This is a genomic window from Enterobacter sp. T2 (genome assembly GCF_010692925.1).
GTDB lineage: Bacteria > Pseudomonadota > Gammaproteobacteria > Enterobacterales > Enterobacteriaceae > Enterobacter > Enterobacter kobei.
Genome location: NZ_CP048736.1, coordinates 267,917 through 286,533, shown reverse-complemented (window position 1 = coordinate 286,533; position 18,617 = coordinate 267,917). Strand labels below are relative to the sequence as shown.

Here is an 18,617-nt window from a genome sequence, read left to right as displayed (position 1 = left end):
TAAAGGGAAGGTTGAGAAATTATTTAGACCGGCGGCAGGTCAAACAGCAGGATTTCACTTTCGCTGTCGGCATGCACGGAGAGTGCCTGTTCATCCCAGATCGCCAGACCATCGGCAGTGGTGGCTTTGGTGCCGTTGATGGACACCTCACCTTTCACTACCTGGATCCAGACGCGGCGGTTAGCGGCAATCTGATGCACAGACTGTTCATCTTTCGCCAGCGCCCAGCGGTACAGCTCCATGTCCTGATGCACTTTCAGGGAACCTTCACGCGCATCCGGGGACAGCACCAGCTGTTTGCCCTGTTTGGCGTCGAAGCGGCGCTGCTCATAGCGCGGCGTGATGCCGGTCTCTTCTGGAATGATCCAGATTTGATACAGGTGCAGTTTTTCCGTTTTACTCGGGTTGTACTCGGAATGACGCACCCCGGTACCCGCGCTCATGATCTGGAACTCGCCCGCCGGAACCTGCTCTTTGTTGCCCATGCTGTCCTGGTGCTCAACCGCCCCTTCCAGCACATAGGTCAGGATTTCCATGTCTTTGTGCGGGTGGGTACCGAAGCCCTGACCTGCATCAATCACGTCGTCGTTAATGACGCGCAGTGCAGAGAAGCCCATGAAGTTCGGGTCGTAGTAGTCGGCAAACGAGAATGAATGCCATGAGTCCAGCCAGCCATGATTCGCGTGACCACGTTCGTTTGCTTTGCGTAAATAGATCATTGTTTTCACCCTCAGTTCGTTTCGATGGAGTAAGTGTGGACGCAAACGGCCTGGGATCATAGAGGGTGAAAATTGACTCCTCTGTTCAAAAATTGTGAACAAGCGCAGAGGAGCCGTTTTTGCTTATTTCGCGAGGGTGATCGTGGCAGGAGAAGCCTGTTCGAACGCCCGCTCGAGCAGTTCGAGGTTGGTAAGAACGTCAGATTCCTTGACGTAATTGGGTGCCCCGCGGGTCAGCGTTTCAAACAGCGCATCGTAGACGCGACCATAGTCGCCGGTTTCCGGCTTCAGCGCTTCTTTGACCGTTACGCCTTCGTCGTTGACATATTCCAGTACGCCCACGGAATCATCCGCCGCAAAGCCCGGTTCACCCGGCATAATGTTGGCCTTCAGACTCGTCTCCTGCTGGTCGATACCGTACTTGATGAACGAGCCACGGGTGCCGTGAACGATAAATTTCGGATAGTCGATTTTCACCAAATGGCTGGTTTTGACGATGGCTTTCAGGTCACCGTAAAACAGCTGCGCTTCAAAAGTATCGTCCGGGTTGGCTTTATTGCGCAGACTGCGAATGTCATACGCAGCGTGGTCCGGCCGGCCAAACAGGGAGATGACCTGGTCCATGGTGTGCACGCCAAGCCCGTAGAAAGAGCCATCCTGAGGCAGCCCGGGTTGGGTTTCCGCTACCGGACGGTAGTAATCAAAGTGACTTTCGATTTCCACAATGTCACCGAGCTTACCGCTTTCAATCGCTTTTTTCGCCGTCAGGAAACAGCTGTCAAAGCGACGATTCTGGTACGGCGTCACGGTTAGCCCTTTGCTTTTTGCCAGCGCGAACAGCGCTTTCGCTTCGGCAAGGGTTGGGGTGAACGGTTTTTCCACCAGCACGTTTTTGCCCGCTTCCAGCGCGCGTTTCGCATAGTCAAAATGGCTGTCGGCGTGGGTGCAGACAACCACCAGCTTGACCTGCGGGTCGTTAAGCACCTCATTGAGATCGCTGGTGAAATGAATATGGGAGTACTGCGGGAGTTGCTCTTCCGGCTTCGCGCGGCGGCGGAAGATGTGCGCGACGTGCCAGCTGTCTTTACGGTTGAGAACATACGGCAGGTGATAGCGGGTCGTACTTTTACCAAATCCAATAAATGCGCAATGTAGTGTCATGGCTCAGTCCTTTTGGAAGGTTATTGAGTCTAACCATAACAAAAAAAAAGCCAGCTAAAAGCTGGCTAAAGTAATACTGGAAGCAATGTGAGCAATGTCGTGCTTTCAGGTTCCCGTAGGGGTCTTCCTGAATGCAGAGCAATAATAATCATTCTCATTCGCACTTGTCCAATACTTTTTGCAAAAAATAGCGGTTGACTCAAATTTTAAAGTCATTGATGTTGAGAGGGACATTTAACTGACTGAGGAATAAGGGATGAGTGAGATTGTGATACGCCACGCGGAACCGAAAGATTATGACGCCATTCGTCAGATCCACGCCCAGCCGGAGGTGTACCACAACACGCTACAGGTTCCTCATCCTTCGCTGGAAATGTGGCAGATGCGGCTAGGCGACCAGCCCGGTATTAAGCAACTGGTTGCCTGTATTGACGATATCGTGGTTGGGCACCTCACCATTGATGTTGCCCAGCGCCCGCGCCGCAGCCACGTGGCCGATTTTGGTATCTGCGTAGGCGCACAGTGGCACAACCGCGGCGTCGCCAGCGCGCTGATCCGCACCATGATCGACATGTGCGACAACTGGCTGCGCGTCGACCGCATCGAATTAACGGTGTTTGTGGATAACGAGCCGGCAATAGCCGTGTACAAAAAACACGGATTCGAGATTGAAGGTACTGGCAAGCGCTACGCCCTGCGCAACGGTGAGTATGTGGATGCGTATTATATGGCGAGAATGAAGTAATTTGTTGCCGGGTGGCGGCTTCGCCTTACCCGGCCTACATTCGTGCCGTTGTAGGCCCGGTAAGCGCAGCGCCACCGGGCAACAAAATCAGTACCCCGCCGTCAAATCATCTACCGAACGCGGGTCCGATGCCCCAAACAGCGCGCCGTCCGGCCCGACCATAATGCTCTGGGTGCTGCCCATCGCCTCTTTTACCGCCACCTTCTGTCCACGTTGCTCCAGCAGTTTGATGGTGTCCGGGCTAAAGCCCTTCTCAACGCGCAGTTCATCCGGCAGCCACTGGTGATGAAAACGCGGCGCGTTGGTCGCTTCGGCGACGTTCATCCCAAAATCGATACTGTTGACCACCATCTGCAATACCGTAGTGATAATCCGGCTTCCGCCAGGACTGCCGGTGACCAGCCAGGTTTTACCGTCTTTCACCACGATAGTGGGTGACATGGATGACAGCGGTCGCTTCTTCGGCCCAACCGCATTCGCATCGCCGCCGACCAGACCGTAGACGTTCGGCACGCCCGGCTTGGCAGAGAAATCATCCATCTCGTTGTTAAGCAGAATGCCGCTGTTGCCCGCCACAATCCCGGTACCAAAGGTGGTGTTGAGCGTATAGGTCACCGCCACCGCGTTACCGTCTTTATCCACCACCGAGAAGTGGGTGGTCTGGTTGCTTTCATACGGTGCCAGCTTGCCGGGGCGGATCTCGCTGGACGGTTTAGCCTTGTTGATGTCGATCTCATCAGCAATGGATTTGGCATATGCCTTGTTGGTCAACGCCTGCCACGGCACCTTCACGAAGTCCGGGTCACCGAGGTATTCCGAGCGGTCGGCGTAGGCGCGTTTTTCGGCCTCCGCCATTACCTGCATCGCATCCGCGCTGCCGAAGCCGAACTTATGCATATCGAAGTTTTCAAGAATATTGAGGATCTGCACGATGTGGATCCCGCCGGAGGACGGCGGTGGCATCGAGAAGACTTCGTAGCCGCGATAGGTTCCGCTAATCGGCTCACGCTCTACCGCCTTATACTCGGCCAGGTCCGCTTTGGTGATGAGCCCGCCGTTTTTCTTCATCTCTTCAGCAATCTGGTCAGCAATCGCCCCTTTGTAGAACGCGTCCGGACCGTTTTCAGCTATCAGCTCAAGGCTTTTGGCGAGGTTCTTCTGCACCAGCTTATCGCCCTTCTTCAACGGCTCGCCGTCTTTCCAGAAGATGGCTTTACTGTTTTCGTGATTGGGAATCACTTCACTGCCGTAGGTTTTGAGATCGTCCGCCAGAGCGTCATTCACCACAAAGCCGTCCCGGGCCAGTTTAATGGCTGGCTGCACCACCTTGTTAAGCGGCATGGTGCCGTATTTCTCCAGCGCCAGCGAGAAGCCCGCCACGGTGCCCGGCGTGCCGCTTGCGAGATGGGAAGTCAGGGATTTTTTACTGTCCGGGTTCCCCTGGTCGTCGAGGAACATATCGCGGGACGCCTGAGCAGGCGCCATTTCGCGGAAGTCGATGGCGGTCGTTTTGCCGTCTTTGGTGCGCAGCATCATAAAGCCACCGCCACCCAGATTCCCCGCCTGCGGGTGCGTTACCGCCAGTGCATATCCCACCGCGACCGCCGCATCTACCGCGTTACCGCCCTGTTTGAGAATGTCGACGCCCACATGGGTTGCCAGCGCATCTACGGACGCCACCATACCGTGGGTTGCCCGCACGGGATGAAAAACATCTTCCTCCACGCCATACGATACTGGCGGAGCCGCTGGCGGGTTGGCCGCCACGCTAAATGTCCCGCCTGCCATCAGCGCGGCGATGGCGACCCAGCGCAAAAACGTTGGTTTCATCATTATTGTTCTCCAGGTGAAGGGATCCATATTCCCCGCTTAAGCCTGGTTCACAACTCCTAAAAAATCATCGTCATGGTGAAATCAGGGTAAACTTAAGAGAGACCTCAACAGGAGGAAATGACAATGAAACGCTTACTGATTCTTGCGGCGCTGATCCCGTTTGCCGCGCTCGCACAGCCACTTAACACCATGAACAACCCGAACCAGCAGGGTTATGTCATCCCGAGCCAGCAGCGTATGCAGACGGAGATGATGAGCCAGCAGCAACAGCAAAAAGGGATGCTGAACCAGCAGTTGAAAACACAGACCCAGATGCAGCAGCAGAGCCTGCAAAATCAGATGAACGCCAACACCCAGCGCGTACAGCAGGGACAGGTGCGTGAGCAGCCGCTGCCGAATAAAAACGGTGGGATGTTAGGTGGGATGACGTCGTCAGGCAGCGGACAGCAGCATATGCTGCCGTCGCAGTCGAATGGCAGTATGCTTAACCCGCAGAACTAAAGTTCGGGCCGATCAGGTCTATGACATCGGTACAGATGCTGTCCACGCCCCAGCGCAGCAGTTCGGCTGCACGCTGGGGTTTATTCACGGTATAAACCAGAATATGCAGACCCGCGTCTTTGAGCATCTTCACCCGCGCCTCGTCCAGCAGCCTGTGATTGAGATGGATAGAGACACAGCCTAAGCGGGTCGTCAGCTCGCACCAGTCCTCACGCCACTCGTCCAGCAGCAGCCCACGCGGGAGTTCAGGCACGGCAGCCTGGGCCGCTTCCAGGGCGTCAATTTCAAACGAGGAGAGCAGCGGCGCCGTCATCCCTTCCCATAGCTCACGCGCGGCCAGCGCAATGACTTTACCCGTCAGCGTCCCGGTGCCGGTGGTCGGTTTGATTTCAATGTTTGCCATCATGCCGTGCTGACGACAGCGGTCCGCCACCTCCGCCAGCAGCGGCAGCGGTTCGCCTTTGAATTCACCGCTGTACCAGCTTCCGGCATCCACTTTCAGCAGATCGCGCCACGGCAGTTCACCCGCTACGCCCCAGCCGTTGCTGGTGCGTTCGAGGTTGTCGTCATGCAGCAGGAAAATCTCGCCGTCCTTCGACAGCTTGGCGTCAAACTCGATCATCGTGTGACCGTAGCGCGCGCCAACATCAATCGCCGCCAGGGTATTTTCCGGCGCCAGTTTACCGCCGCCACGGTGGGCGACGATGTGGGGATAAGGCCAGTTGCTCATACTCGTTGTCCTGTTTCACCATCAAAGAGGTGCAGATGATTTTCCGGCAGGTGCAGCCACAACGTGCTGCCTGCTTTCGGGCGCTCCTGATGTGCCAGACGCACCACCATTTTTTGCTCGCCCCAGCGCCCGTGCGCCAGGTTATCTGCCCCCAACATCTCCAGCGTGTCCATCACCAGCGGCACGCCGCCGTCCGCCTGAGAGGTTAAACCGATATGCTCGGGGCGGATCCCGAGCGTCATCTTACGCCCGGCGTAGCCACGATAGTACCAGTTGATCGGTAATGCCATCCCGCTTTCCAGCTCAAAGTGCGTGCCTGCATTGCTGATACGCCCTTCCAGCAGGTTCATTGCCGGGCTGCCGATAAAGCTCGCCACAAAGCGGGTGGCCGGTTTCTCGTAAACATCCACCGGCGTACCAATCTGCTCGGCGATGCCTTTGTTCATCACCATCACGCGCTGGGCAAGGGTCATAGCTTCGACCTGATCGTGGGTCACGTACAGAGAGGTGGTTTTCAGACGGCGATGGAGCTGTTGCAGCTCAAGACGCATCTGCACGCGCAGCTTGGCATCCAGGTTGGAGAGCGGTTCATCGAACAGGAATACCGCCGGGTCGCGCACGATGGCGCGCCCCATCGCCACGCGCTGGCGCTGACCACCGGAGAGCTCGCGCGGGCGGCGCTTGAGCAGGCCGTCCAGTTCCAGAATGCGTGCCGCTTCTTTGACGCGCTCGTCGATATGGCCTTTGCCCATGCCGCGGATTTTCAGCCCCCACGCCATATTCTCTTCCACGCTCATGTGCGGATAGAGGGCGTAGTTCTGAAACACCATCGCAATACCGCGATCCTTCGGTTCCATCTCGGTGACGCGCTGGCGGTCAATCCAGATATCGCCCGAGGTCACGCGCTCCAGCCCCGCCACCATGCGCAGCAGGGTGGATTTGCCGCAGCCGGACGGGCCCACCATCACGATAAACTCGCCGTCCGCCACGTCGAGCGTGAGCGGCTGAATGACCTGGGTTTTGCCGTCCCAGCTTTTGGTTACTGCCTGAAGTTTTAAACCTGCCATCTTATTTCTCGCTATCGACCAGGCCGCGGACAAACGCGCGCTGCATGGCTAAAACAATGACTACGGGTGGGATAAGGGTGAGCAGCATCGCCGCCATCACCTGGTTCCAGAGGGTGGTGCCTTCGCCGGTGGCAATCATGCCTTTGATGCCCGCGACGGCGGTGCCGAGGCTGACGTCCTGGATAATCAGCAGCGGCCACAGGTACTGGTTCCAGCCGTAGATAAAGGTGATCACAAACAGCGCCGCAAGATTGGTTTTCGACAGCGGCAGCACGATATCGCGGAAGAAGCGCATAGGTGACGCGCCGTCGATACGCGCGGCTTCAATGAGCTCGTCCGGCAGGGTCATAAAGAACTGGCGGAACAGGAAGGTGGCGGTCGCCGAGGCCATCAGCGGCAGGGTTAAGCCCGCATAGCTGTCGAGCATCTTCAGGTTGGCGATCACTTCCACCGTCGGGAAGATACGCACTTCCACCGGCAGCATCAGGGTGATAAAGATCATCCAGAAGAAGAGGTTGCGCAGCGGAAAACGGAACCAGACGATGGCGAAGGCGGAGAGCATCGACACCGTGATTTTGCCGACGGTGATGCCGAACGCCATGATGAAGCTGTTGAGCATCATCAGCCAGAACGGCGCGCTGTTCGCGCCCACGCCCTGGGTCCAGATGGTCTTCATGTTCTCAAACAAATGCGAACCTGGGATCAGCGTCATCGGCGTGTCGAACACCGCTTTGGTGTCCAGCGTGGCGGCGACAAACGCCACGTACAGCGGAAACAGGATGACGATGATCCCTAAAATCAGCATGGTATGGCTGAAAATCGTCAGCCCGCGACGGTTCTCAATCATTGGTAGCGCACCTTACTTTCAACATAGCGGAACTGCACCACCGTGAGGATGATGACGAGGAACATCAGCACCACCGACTGCGCGGCGGAGGCCGAGAGATCAAGCCCCGCAAAGCCTTCGCGGTAGATCTTATAGATAAGCGTCGTGGTCGCCTGCACCGGGCCGCCCGCGGTCGCCGCGTCGATCACCGGGAAAGTGTCGAAGAAGGCGTACACAAGGTTAACCACCAGCAGGAAGAAGCTCACCGGGGCGATCAGCGGCAGCGATAATCTGAAGAAGCGGCGAACCGGCCCTGCGCCGTCAATCGCCGCGGCTTCCACCAGCGAACGCGGGATGGACTGCAGTGCGGCAAAGAAGAACAGGAAGTTATAGCTGATCTGCTTCCACACCGAGGCGAACACCACCAGGAACATCGCCTGACCGCTGTTCTGGGCGTGGTTCCAGTCGTAACCCAATTCGGCCAGGAAATGGGTAATCAGCCCGCGCCCCGGGTTAAACAGGAAGATCCACAGCACGGCCGCAACGGCGGGCGCGACGGCGTAAGGCAGCAGCATCAGGGTCTGATACAGGCGGCTGCCGCGCACCACGTAATCCACCAGCGCGGCAAAGAACAGCGAAGCGACCAGACCGCTGACGGTGACCAGCGCGCTGAATTTCATCGTCGTCCAGAAGGAGTCCAGATAGTAGCTGTCGTGGAACAGCGCGGTGAAGTTGTCCAGGCCAACAAACTGGCTGGACAGCCCGAACGGGTCGACGCTTTGTACCGAGTACCACAGCGCTTCGCCCGCAGGCCAGATAAAGAAGATAACGGTGATGACCAGCTGCGGCGCGACCAGAAGATAGGGCAGCCAGCGGGAGCGGAACACCGGACGGGATGATGACATTGAGATTGGGTTCCTGAGCAATGCCGGGTGGCGGCTACGCCTTACCCGGCCTACATGTGGCACGTCGTAGGCCCGGTAAGCGAAGCGCCACCGGGCGAATCACAGATTACGATTTGGTCGACTGCTCAAAACGGCGCAGCAGCTGATTCCCGCGTTCTACCGCTGAATCCAGCGCCTGTTGAGGCGTTTTCTTCCCGGTCCACACGCTTTCCAGCTCTTCATCCACGATGGTGCGGATCTGCGGCATGTTGCCCAGACGCAGACCTTTGGTGAACGGCAACGGCGGCTTGTTCAGCATCTGTCGCGTCGCGATATCCGCGCCCGGGTTTTTGCTGTAGAAGCCCTGCTCGCGGGTCAGGTCATAGGCGGCTTTGGTGATCGGCAGGTAGCCGGTTTTCTGGTGCCACTCAGCGGCAATCTCTGGCTTCGCCAGGAAGTCGAGGAACTCGGCCACGCCTTTGTAGGTGCCCTTGTCTTTGCCCTGCATCACCCACAGGCTGGCCCCGCCGATGATGGCGTTCTGCGGCGCGCCCTTCACGTCAGCGTCGTACGGCATCATGCCCACGCCGTAGTTGAATTTGGCGTAGTGACGGATATCTGCCAGCGAACCGGAAGACGCGGTGGTAATAGCGCAGTCACCGTTGTAGAACTTTTCAGTGGATTCGTCTTTACGGCCGAAGTAGCTGAAATCGCCCTTTTTGTTGAGCGCTTCCAGCAGCGCAATGTGCTTCACCTGCTCCGGCTTGTTGAACTCCAGTACCGCGTCAGTGCCGTCGAAGCCGTTGTTTTTGGTGGCAACCGGCAGGCCGTGCCAGGCGCTGAAGTTTTCAATCTGGATCCATCCCTGCCAGCCGCTGGCGTAGCCGCACTTCATCCCCGCAGCTTTCAGCTTCGCGGTATAGTCGGCCAGATCCTGCCAGGTTTTTGGCGGCTGCTCCGGATCTAAACCGGCTTTCCTGAAGGCATCTTTGTTGTAGTACAGGACCGGCGTGGAGCTGTTAAACGGCTGAGACAGCAGGTGACCGGTTTTGGAATCGGTGTAGTAGCCCGCCACGGTTGGCACGAACTGCGACTCGTCGAAGTTGATGCCCGCCTCTTTGAAGACTTCATAGACCGGCTTGATGGCTTTCGAGGCCATCATGGTCGCGGTACCCACTTCATAAACCTGTAACAGTGCAGGGGCGTTACCGGTACGGAAGGCGGCGATGCCCGCGCTCAGGCTCTGCTCGTAGTTGCCTTTGTACACCGGCACAATCTTGTAATCCGGGTGGGTGTCGTTGAAACGCTGCGCCAGGGAGTCAACTTCTTTACCCAACTCCCCTTCCATGGAATGCCAGAATGGAATGGTGGTGACAGCCATTGCGTTCGTCGCAAAAGCCAGACCCAGTGCCAGACCCAAAGCTGTGTGTCGTAACGATGTCATTGTCATCTCTCTTATTGTGCCGGATGCGCGATATCACGCGTTTTATGCTCGCGAGGTAACATGACATGCTCGAATGACAGAAAAATAACTGTTTGTTTACAGATAAGTGACAGCAAAGCGTCAGGGGGATGATGGTTGTGTGAAGGGGGTTGGGGGGTTGGGTGATTGAGTGCGGTCTGATGCCCTCACCCCGGCCCTCTCCCACAGGGAGAGGGAGAAAGGTATGTAGGCCCGGTAAGCGCAGCGCCACCGGGCGATGAAGACGACTCAGCCGCCTAAATACGCGCTCCGCACCGCTTCGTTCGCCAGCAGCGCATCGCCGGTATCTTCAAGCACCACGCGGCCGTTTTCCAGCACGTAGCCACGGTCGGCGAGCTTCAGCGCCTGGTTGGCGTTCTGCTCGACGAGGAAGATGGTCATCCCCTCTTTACGCAGCTGCTCGATGGTGTCGAAGATCTGCTGGATAATGATCGGCGCCAGACCGAGCGACGGTTCGTCCAGCAGCAGCAGGCGTGGCTGGCTCATCAGCGCGCGGCCAATCGCCAGCATCTGCTGCTCACCGCCGGACATGGTGCCCGCACGCTGAATACGGCGCTCCCACAGGCGCGGGAAGAGTTCGTATACCCACTTGATGCGGGTCTGGTATTCATCGCGGTGAGCGAAGAAGCCGCCCATCGCCAGGTTCTCTTCCACCGTCATGCGCGAGAAGACGCGACGCCCTTCCGGAACAATCGCCACCGCTTCACGCATGATTTTTGCAGTCTGCCAGTCGGTAATGTCTTTGCCATCAAACACAATCCGCCCGCTGGTAGCCCGCGGGTCGCCGCACAGGGTACCGAGCAGCGTGGTTTTGCCCGCGCCGTTGGCGCCAATCAGGGTGACGATTTCACCCTGATTGATGTGCAGGCTGACGTCGTGCAGCGCCTGGATCTTGCCGTAGTGCGCATTGACCTTGTCGAACGTTAACATCGCTTTTTCCATCTTATGCCTCACCAAGGTACGCGCGGATCACGTCCGGATTGTTGCGGATCTCTTCCGGCGTGCCGTTTGCCAGCGGCGTGCCCTGGTTGACCACGTAAATACGGTCCGAAATACCCATCACCAGCTTCATGTCGTGCTCAATCAGCAGGATGGTGGTGTCGTGGTGATCGCGCAGCTCGGCAATCAGCTCGTCCAGCTCTTTGGTTTCTTTCGGGTTGAGGCCCGCCGCCGGTTCGTCGAGCATCAGGATCTCCGGCTGCGTCACCATGCAGCGCACAATCTCCAGACGACGCTGATCGCCGTAGGCCAGGTTGCTCGCCTGACGGTTGGCGTGCTGCAGCAAGCCGATGCGGTCGAGCCAGGTGGCGGCGCGGTCGAGGGCCTCCTCCTGGGCGCGGCGGAAGGCCGGAGTCTTCAGCAGACCGGAGAACAGCCCGGTTTTGAGCTGCTGATGCTGTGCCACCAGCAGGTTCTCAATCACCGTCATCTCGCGGAACAGGCGCACGTGCTGGAAGGTACGCACCACGCCCATGCGGGCAATTTGCTGGCCCGGCAGCCCTTCCAGGTGCTTATCGCGCAGCATGATGGTGCCGCCCGTAGGCTTGTAGAAACCGGTCAGGCAGTTAAACACCGTGGTTTTTCCCGCGCCGTTGGGGCCAATCAGGGAGACGATCTCTTTCTTATGCAGATCCAGATTCACGTTGTTGACCGCCAGCAGGCCGCCAAAACGCATCATCAGACCGTTAACGGATAATAATGGCTGACTCATGCCTGCTCTCCTTTCGCTTTCCCGTTCTTCAGCTTCAGCTGTGGACGGGTCATCGGCAGCAGGCCCTGCGGACGCCAGATCATCATCAGCACCATCAAACCACCCAGCATCAGCATGCTGTATTCGTTAAAGTCACGCATCAGCTCGCGCGAGACCACCAGCAGGATGGCCGCGAGAATGACGGCAAACTGCGAGCCCATCCCGCCGAGCACCACAATCGCCAGCACAAAGGCCGATTCGGCAAACGTGAACGATTCCGGGCTGACGAAGCCCTGACGCGCGGCAAACAGCGTCCCGGCGAAACCGGCAAACGCGGCGCTGATGGTAAACGCGGTCAGCTTGATGCGGGTCGGGTTCAGGCCCAGGGAGCGGCAGGCGATCTCATCTTCACGCAGCGCTTCCCACGCGCGGCCCAGCGGCATGCGCAGCAGACGGTTAATCACGAAAAGGGTCACCACCACCAGCAGCAGCGCAACCAGGTAGAGCCAAATCACGCGGTCGGACGGGTCATACTTCACGCCAAAGAAGTTGCTGAAGGTATCCCAGCCGCCTTCGCGGGCGGTACGGCTGAACTCCAGCCCGAAGAAGGTCGGTTTCGGGATCTGGCTGATGCCGTTCGGACCACCGGTGATTTCGGTGTTATTCAGCAGCAGGATACGGACGATTTCGCCAAAGCCTAAGGTCACAATCGCCAGGTAGTCACCGCGCAGGCGCAGCACCGGGAAGCCCAGCAGGAAGCCCGCAGCGGCAGAAACCAGGCCCGCCAGCGGCAGACAGGTCCAGAAGCCGAGGCCGTAATAATGGTTCAGCAGCGCGAAGGTGTAGGCACCGATGGCGTAAAAACCACCGTAGCCCAGCACCAGCAGGCCAGAGAGCCCCACCACCACGTTCAGGCCGAGACCCAAAATCACGTAAATCATGGTCAGGGTAGCGATATCCACCGTGCCGCGCGAGACCACGAATGGCCACGCCACGGCCGCCACCAGCAGCGCCACGAGGAACAGCTTTTGCTTCACGGTGGAACCGTCGATTGCCGGCAGGACGAATTTCGGGCCAGAAACGTTTTTCAGCGTCTTCTGGAACAGCGGACGCAGCAGCTGGAACAGGAACACCACCGCCGTGCCAATAAACACCCACTGCCAGCGGATGTCAGGTGCGGTATCCACCACCAGTTTGGTGCCGCTCAGCTCCAGCTGGACGCCCATAAAGACGCCCGCCAGCACGAAGAACATGGCGGCAGAGAGCAGCGCCATTGCAAAATGCATCGGTTTCATACTTTCTCTACCTCCGGACGGCCCAGAATACCGGTAGGCATGACCAGCAGAACCAGAATCAGCAGGGCAAACGACACCACGTCTTTATATTCGGTGCTCAGGTACGCCGAGGAGAGCGCTTCCGCCACGCCCAGGATCAGGCCGCCGATCATCGCGCCAGGAATACTGCCGATACCGCCAAGTACTGCCGCGGTGAAGGCTTTCATTCCGGCCATAAAGCCGATGTACGGGTTGATCACGCCGTAGAACTGGCCGAGCAGCACGCCCGCCACTGCCGCCATCGCGGCACCGATCACGAAGGTCAGGGCAATCACGCGGTCAGTATTGATGCCAAGCAGGCTCGCCATCTTCAGGTCTTCCGCGCAGGCACGGCAGGCGCGCCCCATGCGGGAATAACGGATGAACAGCGTCAGGGCGAGCATCGCAATAAAGGTCACGACCCAGATGACGAGCTGCATGGTGGTGATAGAGGCAGAGAAGTTTTCGCTGGCCCCCACGATCCACTGGCCGTTAAACAGGCTTGGCAGCGCCACGTCGCGCGACCCTTCGGTCAGGCTGACGTAGTTTTGCAGGAAGATCGACATACCGATGGCGGAGATGAGCGCAATCAGACGCTTGGAGCTGCGCACCGGCCGATAGGCCACGCGCTCGATGCTCCAGCCATAGGCGCTGGCGATCACAATGGCGCCGACAAACCCGGCGGCAACCAGCAGCCAGCTGCTGTCGATGCCCATCATCATCAGGGCGGCGATGATCATAAAGGAGATGTAGCTACCGATCATGTACACCTCGCCGTGGGCGAAGTTGATCATGCCGATAATGCCGTAAACCATCGTATAGCCGATGGCAATCAGCGCGTAGGTGCTTCCCAGCGTGACGCCGTTAAACATCTGCTGCAGGAAATAGAGAAACTGCTCGGACATATGCAAACCTTTTTATTCCCGCCCGGCGGTCCGGGCGGCGGGATAATTATTTGGCGGCCGAGGAAGACCCGTCGGCGTGCCACTTAAAGACACCAAACTCAAATCCCTTCAGATCGCCTTTCTCATCCCAGTTCAGCGGCCCAATCACGGTGTTCGCCCCGTGTGCTTTTAAATCTTTCACCAGATCCAACGGCTCTTTGCTGCCGGTACGCTCCAGAGCCGTCGCCAGAGACTGTACGGCCGCGTAGGTGATCCAGACATACGGACCACTCGGGTCCTTTTTCTGCGCCTTAAGCGCATCAACGATAGCCTTGTTCGCCGGATCCTGGTCATAGCGTTTTGGCATCGTAACCAGCATGCCTTCGGCAGAATCGCCCGCGATGTTCGACAGGGAGGCATTACCCACGCCCTCTGGTCCCATAAACTGGGTTTTCAGACCGGTGGCGCGTGCCTGACGCAGCATCTGCCCCATTTCAGGGTAGTAGCCGCCGTAGTAAACGAAGTCGATGTTCTCTTTTTGCAGACGAGCAATCAGCGCGGAGAAGTCTTTCTCACCGGCAGTGATGCCGTCGAAGAAGACGATGTTCGCGCCACCTTTTTTCAGGCCGTCCTGAACGGAACGCGCCAGGCCTTCGCCGTACTGCTGCTTGTCATGAATGATGGCAATGCGCTTTGGCTTTACGGTTTCGAGGATAAATTTGGCAGCGGTGGGTCCCTGGGAAGAATCGAGACCGGCGGTACGCATAATGTGCTGATAGCCGCGCTGGGTCAGTTCTGGGTTAGTGGCGCCGGGGGTGATCATCAGAATACCTTCGTCTTCGTAGATATCAGACGCAGGCTGGGTGGACGATGAGCACAGGTGGCCAATCACATACTGGATGCCATCGTTGACGATTTTGTTGGCGACCGCGACGGCCTGTTTCGGATCGCAGGCGTCGTCATATTCCACGCCCACCAGCTTGTCGCCTTTGATGCCGCCTTTGGCGTTGATGTCTTTGATGGCCTGGCGCGCGCCGTTGAACTCCATATCACCCCACTGGGCAACAGGGCCGGACATTGCGCCCACGACCGCAACTTTGATCTCTTCCGCCATGGCTGCATGCGAGATCGCCAGTGCAACCATTCCCGCGATAAATGTTTTCGCGTTCCTTTTCATCTCAGAATCCCCATTCGTGATGTCGTGTTTATATTTTGTTTTATTATGGTTAAAAAGCATTCTGTACTTTTAATGCACAACGCTATTTTTACCAGTGCCTTTAATGGTTTAGCGCAGTTTTTTGCCAAAAACCAGACTAAAATCTCTATTTTTCAGGCGATTAAGCAAAGATAATATTCTGAAATCATGCAGAGATAAACAAATAAAAGTGCAGTTTGCAGCATAAAATAACGGTACAAAGCGCCGAATAAATCACTACCATTCAGGTTAAAATTCTGCTTATTTTTCGATCCATGTGTTTTCAAACTGCCCAGCGCGTTACCAAAAAACTAATCACCTGGTTAATGAGAATAAAAAGAGGAAGCCGCTGAGTGAATAAATTGAGTACACTGCCCCTACTCAATTTGATTTGGACATGTAGCTAATGAAACTGACTATCGTGCGTCTGGTGACCTTTAGCGACCAGGATCATATCGACCTGGGCAAGATCTGGCCGGAATATTCCCCTTCGTCGCTACGCGTCGACGAGACTCACCGCATTTATGCCGCGCGTTTCAACGAACGCCTGCTGGCTGCGGTTCGCGTGACCCTGAGCGGTACAGAAGGGGCGCTGGACTCACTGCGTGTACGTGACGTCACCCGGCGTCGCGGCGTGGGGCAGTATTTAATTGAAGAAGTGATCCGCGAAAACCCGAACGTGACCTCATGGTGGATGGCTGACGTAGGCGTAGAAGACCGCGGCGTGATGGCGGCGTTTATGCAGGCGTTAGGGTTTACGGCGCAGGAGAGTGGGTGGGAGAAGCGCTAAAAGAAAGCCGGGTGGCGGCTGCGCCTTACCCGGCCTACATTCTCCACCGTATTTTCCCAAGCATTTCGTGTTGCAGGAAGGCGGCAAGTTATGAAATCCCCGGGAGCTTACATAAGTAAGTGACCGGGGTTGAATAACGCAGCCAACGCACCTGAGGCGCGAAAGGCGACGGGAAAATTATTTGGCGTCTGTCGCCGTACCGTTGGCATGCCAGTCAAACACGCCGAACTCAAAGCCTTTCAGGTCGCCCTTCTCATCCCAGGACAGCGGCCCCATCACGGTTTCGACGGTGTTCGCTTTCAGCCAGGTCGCAATCTCAGCCGGATCGGCTGACTGGTTCAGACCCGCCTGCAGAGACTGCAGCGCAGCGTAGGTGGTCCAGACGAACGCGCCGCTTGGATCCTGTTTCTTCGCCTTGATGGCATCTACGATAGGTTTGTTCGCAGGGACCTGGTCGTAGTTCTTCGGCTTGGTCACCAGCAGGCCTTCCGCAGATTCACCCGCGATGTTAGACAGGGAAACGTTCGCTACGCCTTCAGGTCCCATAAACTGGGTTTTCAGACCGGCTGCACGCGCCTGGCGCAGGATCTGGCCCATCTCCGGGTGGTAACCGCCGTAGTAAACGAAATCGATATTCTCTTTTTTCAGGCGCGCCACCAGCGTGGAGAAGTCTTTCTCACCGGCAGTGATCCCATCGAAGAAGACCACATTGGCGTTGCCTTTCTTCAGACCATCCTGCACCGCACGCGCCAGACCTTCACCGTACTGCTGTTTGTCATGAACAATCGCGATACGCTTCGGCTTCACTTTATCCAGAATGTATTTCGCCGCCGTTGGGCCCTGGTCAGAGTCCAGGCCCGTGGTGCGCAGGGTCAGTTTGTAGCCGCGCGCGGTCAGCTCCGGTGCGGTCGCCGCCGGGGTGATCATCAGAATCCCTTCATCTTCGTAGATGTCAGACGCAGGCTGAGTTGAGGAAGAGCACAGGTGACCGATAACGTATTTGATCCCGTCGTTCACCACTTTGTTCGCAACCGCTACCGCTTGTTTCGGGTCACAGGCATCATCATATTTTACGATCTGCAGTTTTTCGCCTTTAATACCGCCCTTAGCATTAATGTCTGCAACCGCCTGTTCAGCGCCCGTAAATTCCTGGTCGCCGTACTGTGCTACCGGACCGGACATTGCGCCAACCACAGCCACCTTAATGTCTGCCTGTGCCATGGTGCTGAATGCCAACGCAATACATCCTGCCAGTAACGCTTTACCCTTCATGTTCATCCTGAGATTCCCCATTATTATGGTTATTACGATTGTTGTGATGTTGTTGTGCAGCGCTTTATTTCAGTTATTGGTGTGCTGTTCGCGCTTTTTCAGCATACTCTGCTAAAACATACCCCATTTTTATGATTTTGGAATAGCTAATTTGAAATGAATATATGATAAGCCCGGCAAAGATTTCACCGGGCGCGCGGCTTTAACGTGTCAGCGAGGCGGAGATAATGTCCAGCGCTTGACGGAACTGCACTTCGGGGATTGTCAGCGGATAAAGGAAACGAATAACGTTGCCGTAAACGCCGCAGCTCAGCAGAAGCAGACCTTCCTGCAGCGCGCGTTCCTGTACCTTGCGGGTGAATTCCGGCGAAGGCTGGCCCGTTTGCGGGTCATTAAACTCTACCGCCACCATCGATCCTTGCGCGCGAATGTCGGCGATATACGGACAGTGTTTCTTCGCTTTGTTCAGCACCTCTACCAGGTGATGACCAAGATGCGCAGAACGTGTACAGAGATCCTCTTCATCAATCACGTCCAGCACCGCATGCGCAGCGGCAATCGCCAGCGGGTTCCCCGCGTAAGTACCGCCCAGCCCGCCCGGCGCAGGTGCGTCCATCACGTCGGCACGGCCCGATACCGCAGAGAGCGGCATCCCACCCGCGAGGCTTTTCGCCATGGTGATCAAATCGGGCTTCACGCAGTGGTGTTCCATCGAGAACAGTTTGCCTGTACGGGCGAAACCACTTTGTACCTCGTCGGCAATCAGCAAAATACCGTGGGTATCACAGAGGGCACGCAGCGCCTGCATAAAATCGGCAGGTGCAATATTGAAACCGCCTTCCCCCTGAACCGGTTCGAGAATAATGGCCGCGACCTGATCCGGTGCGATATCCGCTTTAAAGATGCGCTTCAGGCTTTTTAACGCCTCATTCGTGCTAACGCCGTGCAGATCGTTCGGATACTGCGCGTGATACACCGAGCCAGGGAACGGACCAAAGCCCAGTTTGTACGGCGCAACTTTGCCAGTCAGCGCCATGGTCATAAAAGTACGGCCGTGGAACGCGCCGCCGAAAGTGATGAGGCCAGGACGTCGGGTATAGGCGCGGGCTATTTTAACCGCGTTTTCAACCGCTTCTGCGCCCGTCGAGAAAAAGGCCGTTTTGGCCGGGCCATCAATGGGCACGCGCTGGTTGATACGCTCGGCCAGCGCCACATAGCCTTCATACGGCACAATCTGGTACGCCGTATGGGTAAAGGCGTGGAGTTGTTTTTCAATAGCGGAAATGACTTTGGGATGGCGATGGCCGGTATTCAGCACCGCAATGCCGGCGGCGAAGTCGATATACTCGTTGCCTTCTACGTCCCACACCGTGGCGTTTTCGGCTTTATCGGCATAGAAATTACACATGACGCCGATACCGCGCGGCGTCGCCTGCAAACGCCGGTCGTTCAGTTCGTTATTTTTCACCCTGTCCCCCTGAGAAAATCGCCTGCTTAGCGCATCAGTAAGTGTTTGCCAGGGGG

General features: G+C 57.0%; 18 protein-coding genes. 3 read left to right on the top strand and 15 right to left on the bottom strand.

The window, feature by feature from the left end:
• Window positions 1–23: 23 nt before the first annotated feature.
• Both G0034_RS01355 and G0034_RS01350 read right to left on the bottom strand, forming a co-directional pair.
• Window positions 24–719, bottom strand: a complete 696-nt coding sequence (locus G0034_RS01355) for a pirin family protein (RefSeq protein WP_000639796.1) — start codon at window positions 717–719, stop codon at window positions 24–26.
• 123 nt (window positions 720–842) lie between these two features.
• A complete protein-coding gene (locus G0034_RS01350; RefSeq protein ID WP_179120434.1) occupies window positions 843–1,880 on the bottom strand; it encodes an oxidoreductase in 1,038 nt (345 codons plus the stop codon).
• Between the two features lie 256 nt (window positions 1,881–2,136).
• Between G0034_RS01350 and yhhY the strand changes: the two genes are divergently transcribed.
• Window positions 2,137–2,625: an N-acetyltransferase gene (gene yhhY, locus G0034_RS01345; RefSeq protein WP_014882131.1), complete on the top strand. Its 489-nt coding sequence runs from the start codon at window positions 2,137–2,139 to the stop codon at window positions 2,623–2,625.
• Window positions 2,626–2,712: 87 nt separating this feature from the next.
• On the opposite strand, the gene ggt is transcribed toward yhhY, so the two are convergent.
• Window positions 2,713–4,458 carry a gamma-glutamyltransferase gene (gene ggt / locus G0034_RS01340; protein ID WP_023331796.1) on the bottom strand — a complete coding sequence of 582 codons (1,746 nt, stop codon included), beginning with the start codon at window positions 4,456–4,458 and terminating at the stop codon, window positions 2,713–2,715.
• Between the two features lie 123 nt (window positions 4,459–4,581).
• Between ggt and G0034_RS01335 the strand changes: the two genes are divergently transcribed.
• Window positions 4,582–4,959, top strand: coding sequence for a DUF2756 family protein (locus G0034_RS01335; protein ID WP_023331795.1), 378 nt, complete (start codon window positions 4,582–4,584; stop codon window positions 4,957–4,959).
• Here G0034_RS01335 and ugpQ read toward each other — a convergent pair.
• From ugpQ to livK, 10 genes are all read right to left on the bottom strand, one after another.
• Window positions 4,943–5,689 (bottom strand): glycerophosphodiester phosphodiesterase, encoded by a 747-nt coding sequence (ugpQ, locus tag G0034_RS01330; RefSeq protein ID WP_179120433.1) that lies wholly within the window; start codon window positions 5,687–5,689, stop codon window positions 4,943–4,945. The two genes, G0034_RS01335 and ugpQ, sit on opposite strands and share 17 nt — an antisense overlap.
• Window positions 5,686–6,756 (bottom strand): sn-glycerol-3-phosphate import ATP-binding protein UgpC, encoded by a 1,071-nt coding sequence (locus G0034_RS01325; protein WP_014882127.1) that lies wholly within the window; start codon window positions 6,754–6,756, stop codon window positions 5,686–5,688. The genes ugpQ and G0034_RS01325 overlap by 4 nt, the downstream gene beginning before the upstream one ends.
• 1 nt (window position 6,757) lies before the next feature.
• The gene (gene ugpE / locus G0034_RS01320) at window positions 6,758–7,603 is read right to left on the bottom strand and encodes a sn-glycerol-3-phosphate ABC transporter permease UgpE (protein WP_023331793.1); all 846 of its coding nucleotides are present in this window, start codon (window positions 7,601–7,603) and stop codon (window positions 6,758–6,760) included.
• Entirely contained in the window at window positions 7,600–8,487 is an 888-nt protein-coding gene (ugpA, locus tag G0034_RS01315) for a sn-glycerol-3-phosphate ABC transporter permease UgpA (RefSeq protein WP_023331792.1), read from the bottom strand. The genes ugpE and ugpA overlap by 4 nt, the downstream gene beginning before the upstream one ends.
• 106 nt (window positions 8,488–8,593) lie before the next feature.
• Window positions 8,594–9,910 (bottom strand): sn-glycerol-3-phosphate ABC transporter substrate-binding protein UgpB, encoded by a 1,317-nt coding sequence (ugpB, locus tag G0034_RS01310; protein WP_045135387.1) that lies wholly within the window; start codon window positions 9,908–9,910, stop codon window positions 8,594–8,596.
• A gap of 267 nt (window positions 9,911–10,177) precedes the next feature.
• Window positions 10,178–10,891: a high-affinity branched-chain amino acid ABC transporter ATP-binding protein LivF gene (livF, locus tag G0034_RS01305; RefSeq protein WP_006812273.1), complete on the bottom strand. Its 714-nt coding sequence runs from the start codon at window positions 10,889–10,891 to the stop codon at window positions 10,178–10,180.
• Window position 10,892: 1 nt separating this feature from the next.
• Complete coding sequence (gene livG / locus G0034_RS01300; RefSeq protein WP_014882123.1) at window positions 10,893–11,660, bottom strand: high-affinity branched-chain amino acid ABC transporter ATP-binding protein LivG; 768 nt, start codon at window positions 11,658–11,660, stop codon at window positions 10,893–10,895.
• On the bottom strand, window positions 11,657–12,934 hold the full coding sequence (gene livM / locus G0034_RS01295; RefSeq protein WP_023331790.1) for a branched chain amino acid ABC transporter permease LivM: 1,278 nt from the start codon (window positions 12,932–12,934) through the stop codon (window positions 11,657–11,659). Before livM ends, livG begins: the two co-directional genes overlap by 4 nt.
• Complete coding sequence (gene livH, locus G0034_RS01290; RefSeq protein WP_014882121.1) at window positions 12,931–13,857, bottom strand: high-affinity branched-chain amino acid ABC transporter permease LivH; 927 nt, start codon at window positions 13,855–13,857, stop codon at window positions 12,931–12,933. The genes livM and livH overlap by 4 nt, the downstream gene beginning before the upstream one ends.
• Window positions 13,858–13,903: 46 nt before the next feature.
• Window positions 13,904–15,013: a high-affinity branched-chain amino acid ABC transporter substrate-binding protein LivK gene (gene livK / locus G0034_RS01285; protein ID WP_014882120.1), complete on the bottom strand. Its 1,110-nt coding sequence runs from the start codon at window positions 15,011–15,013 to the stop codon at window positions 13,904–13,906.
• A gap of 424 nt (window positions 15,014–15,437) precedes the next feature.
• On the opposite strand from livK, the gene panM reads away from it, so the two are divergent.
• Complete coding sequence (panM, locus tag G0034_RS01280; protein WP_014882118.1) at window positions 15,438–15,821, top strand: aspartate 1-decarboxylase autocleavage activator PanM; 384 nt, start codon at window positions 15,438–15,440, stop codon at window positions 15,819–15,821.
• Window positions 15,822–15,998: 177 nt separating this feature from the next.
• Here panM and livJ read toward each other — a convergent pair whose 3' ends face one another.
• Together livJ and G0034_RS01270 are read right to left on the bottom strand one after the other, a co-directional pair.
• Entirely contained in the window at window positions 15,999–17,099 is a 1,101-nt protein-coding gene (gene livJ, locus G0034_RS01275) for a branched chain amino acid ABC transporter substrate-binding protein LivJ (RefSeq protein ID WP_014882117.1), read from the bottom strand.
• Window positions 17,100–17,295: 196 nt separating this feature from the next.
• On the bottom strand, window positions 17,296–18,561 hold the full coding sequence (locus G0034_RS01270; RefSeq protein ID WP_179120432.1) for a 4-aminobutyrate--2-oxoglutarate transaminase: 1,266 nt from the start codon (window positions 18,559–18,561) through the stop codon (window positions 17,296–17,298).
• Window positions 18,562–18,617: the final 56 nt, after the last annotated feature.

Bases quoted from the DNA above. Each gene is read 5' to 3' on its own strand.
- livJ (WP_014882117.1), bottom strand. From the start codon at position 17,099: ATGAACATGAAGGGTAAAGCGTTACTGGCAGGATGTATTGCGTTGGCA.
- ugpE (WP_023331793.1), bottom strand. From the start codon at position 7,603: ATGATTGAGAACCGTCGCGGGCTGACGATTTTCAGCCATACCATGCTG.
- ugpB (WP_045135387.1), bottom strand. From the start codon at position 9,910: ATGACATCGTTACGACACACAGCTTTGGGTCTGGCACTGGGTCTGGCT.
- livG (WP_014882123.1), bottom strand. From the start codon at position 11,660: ATGAGTCAGCCATTATTATCCGTTAACGGTCTGATGATGCGTTTTGGC.
- livF (WP_006812273.1), bottom strand. From the start codon at position 10,891: ATGGAAAAAGCGATGTTAACGTTCGACAAGGTCAATGCGCACTACGGC.
- livM (WP_023331790.1), bottom strand. From the start codon at position 12,934: ATGAAACCGATGCATTTTGCAATGGCGCTGCTCTCTGCCGCCATGTTC.
- G0034_RS01335 (WP_023331795.1), top strand. From the start codon at position 4,582: ATGAAACGCTTACTGATTCTTGCGGCGCTGATCCCGTTTGCCGCGCTC.
- G0034_RS01350 (WP_179120434.1), bottom strand. From the start codon at position 1,880: ATGACACTACATTGCGCATTTATTGGATTTGGTAAAAGTACGACCCGC.
- livK (WP_014882120.1), bottom strand. From the start codon at position 15,013: ATGAAAAGGAACGCGAAAACATTTATCGCGGGAATGGTTGCACTGGCG.
- ugpA (WP_023331792.1), bottom strand. From the start codon at position 8,487: ATGTCATCATCCCGTCCGGTGTTCCGCTCCCGCTGGCTGCCCTATCTT.
- yhhY (WP_014882131.1), top strand. From the start codon at position 2,137: ATGAGTGAGATTGTGATACGCCACGCGGAACCGAAAGATTATGACGCC.
- livH (WP_014882121.1), bottom strand. From the start codon at position 13,857: ATGTCCGAGCAGTTTCTCTATTTCCTGCAGCAGATGTTTAACGGCGTC.
- G0034_RS01325 (WP_014882127.1), bottom strand. From the start codon at position 6,756: ATGGCAGGTTTAAAACTTCAGGCAGTAACCAAAAGCTGGGACGGCAAA.
- panM (WP_014882118.1), top strand. From the start codon at position 15,438: ATGAAACTGACTATCGTGCGTCTGGTGACCTTTAGCGACCAGGATCAT.
- ugpQ (WP_179120433.1), bottom strand. From the start codon at position 5,689: ATGAGCAACTGGCCTTATCCCCACATCGTCGCCCACCGTGGCGGCGGT.
- ggt (WP_023331796.1), bottom strand. From the start codon at position 4,458: ATGATGAAACCAACGTTTTTGCGCTGGGTCGCCATCGCCGCGCTGATG.
- G0034_RS01355 (WP_000639796.1), bottom strand. From the start codon at position 719: ATGATCTATTTACGCAAAGCAAACGAACGTGGTCACGCGAATCATGGC.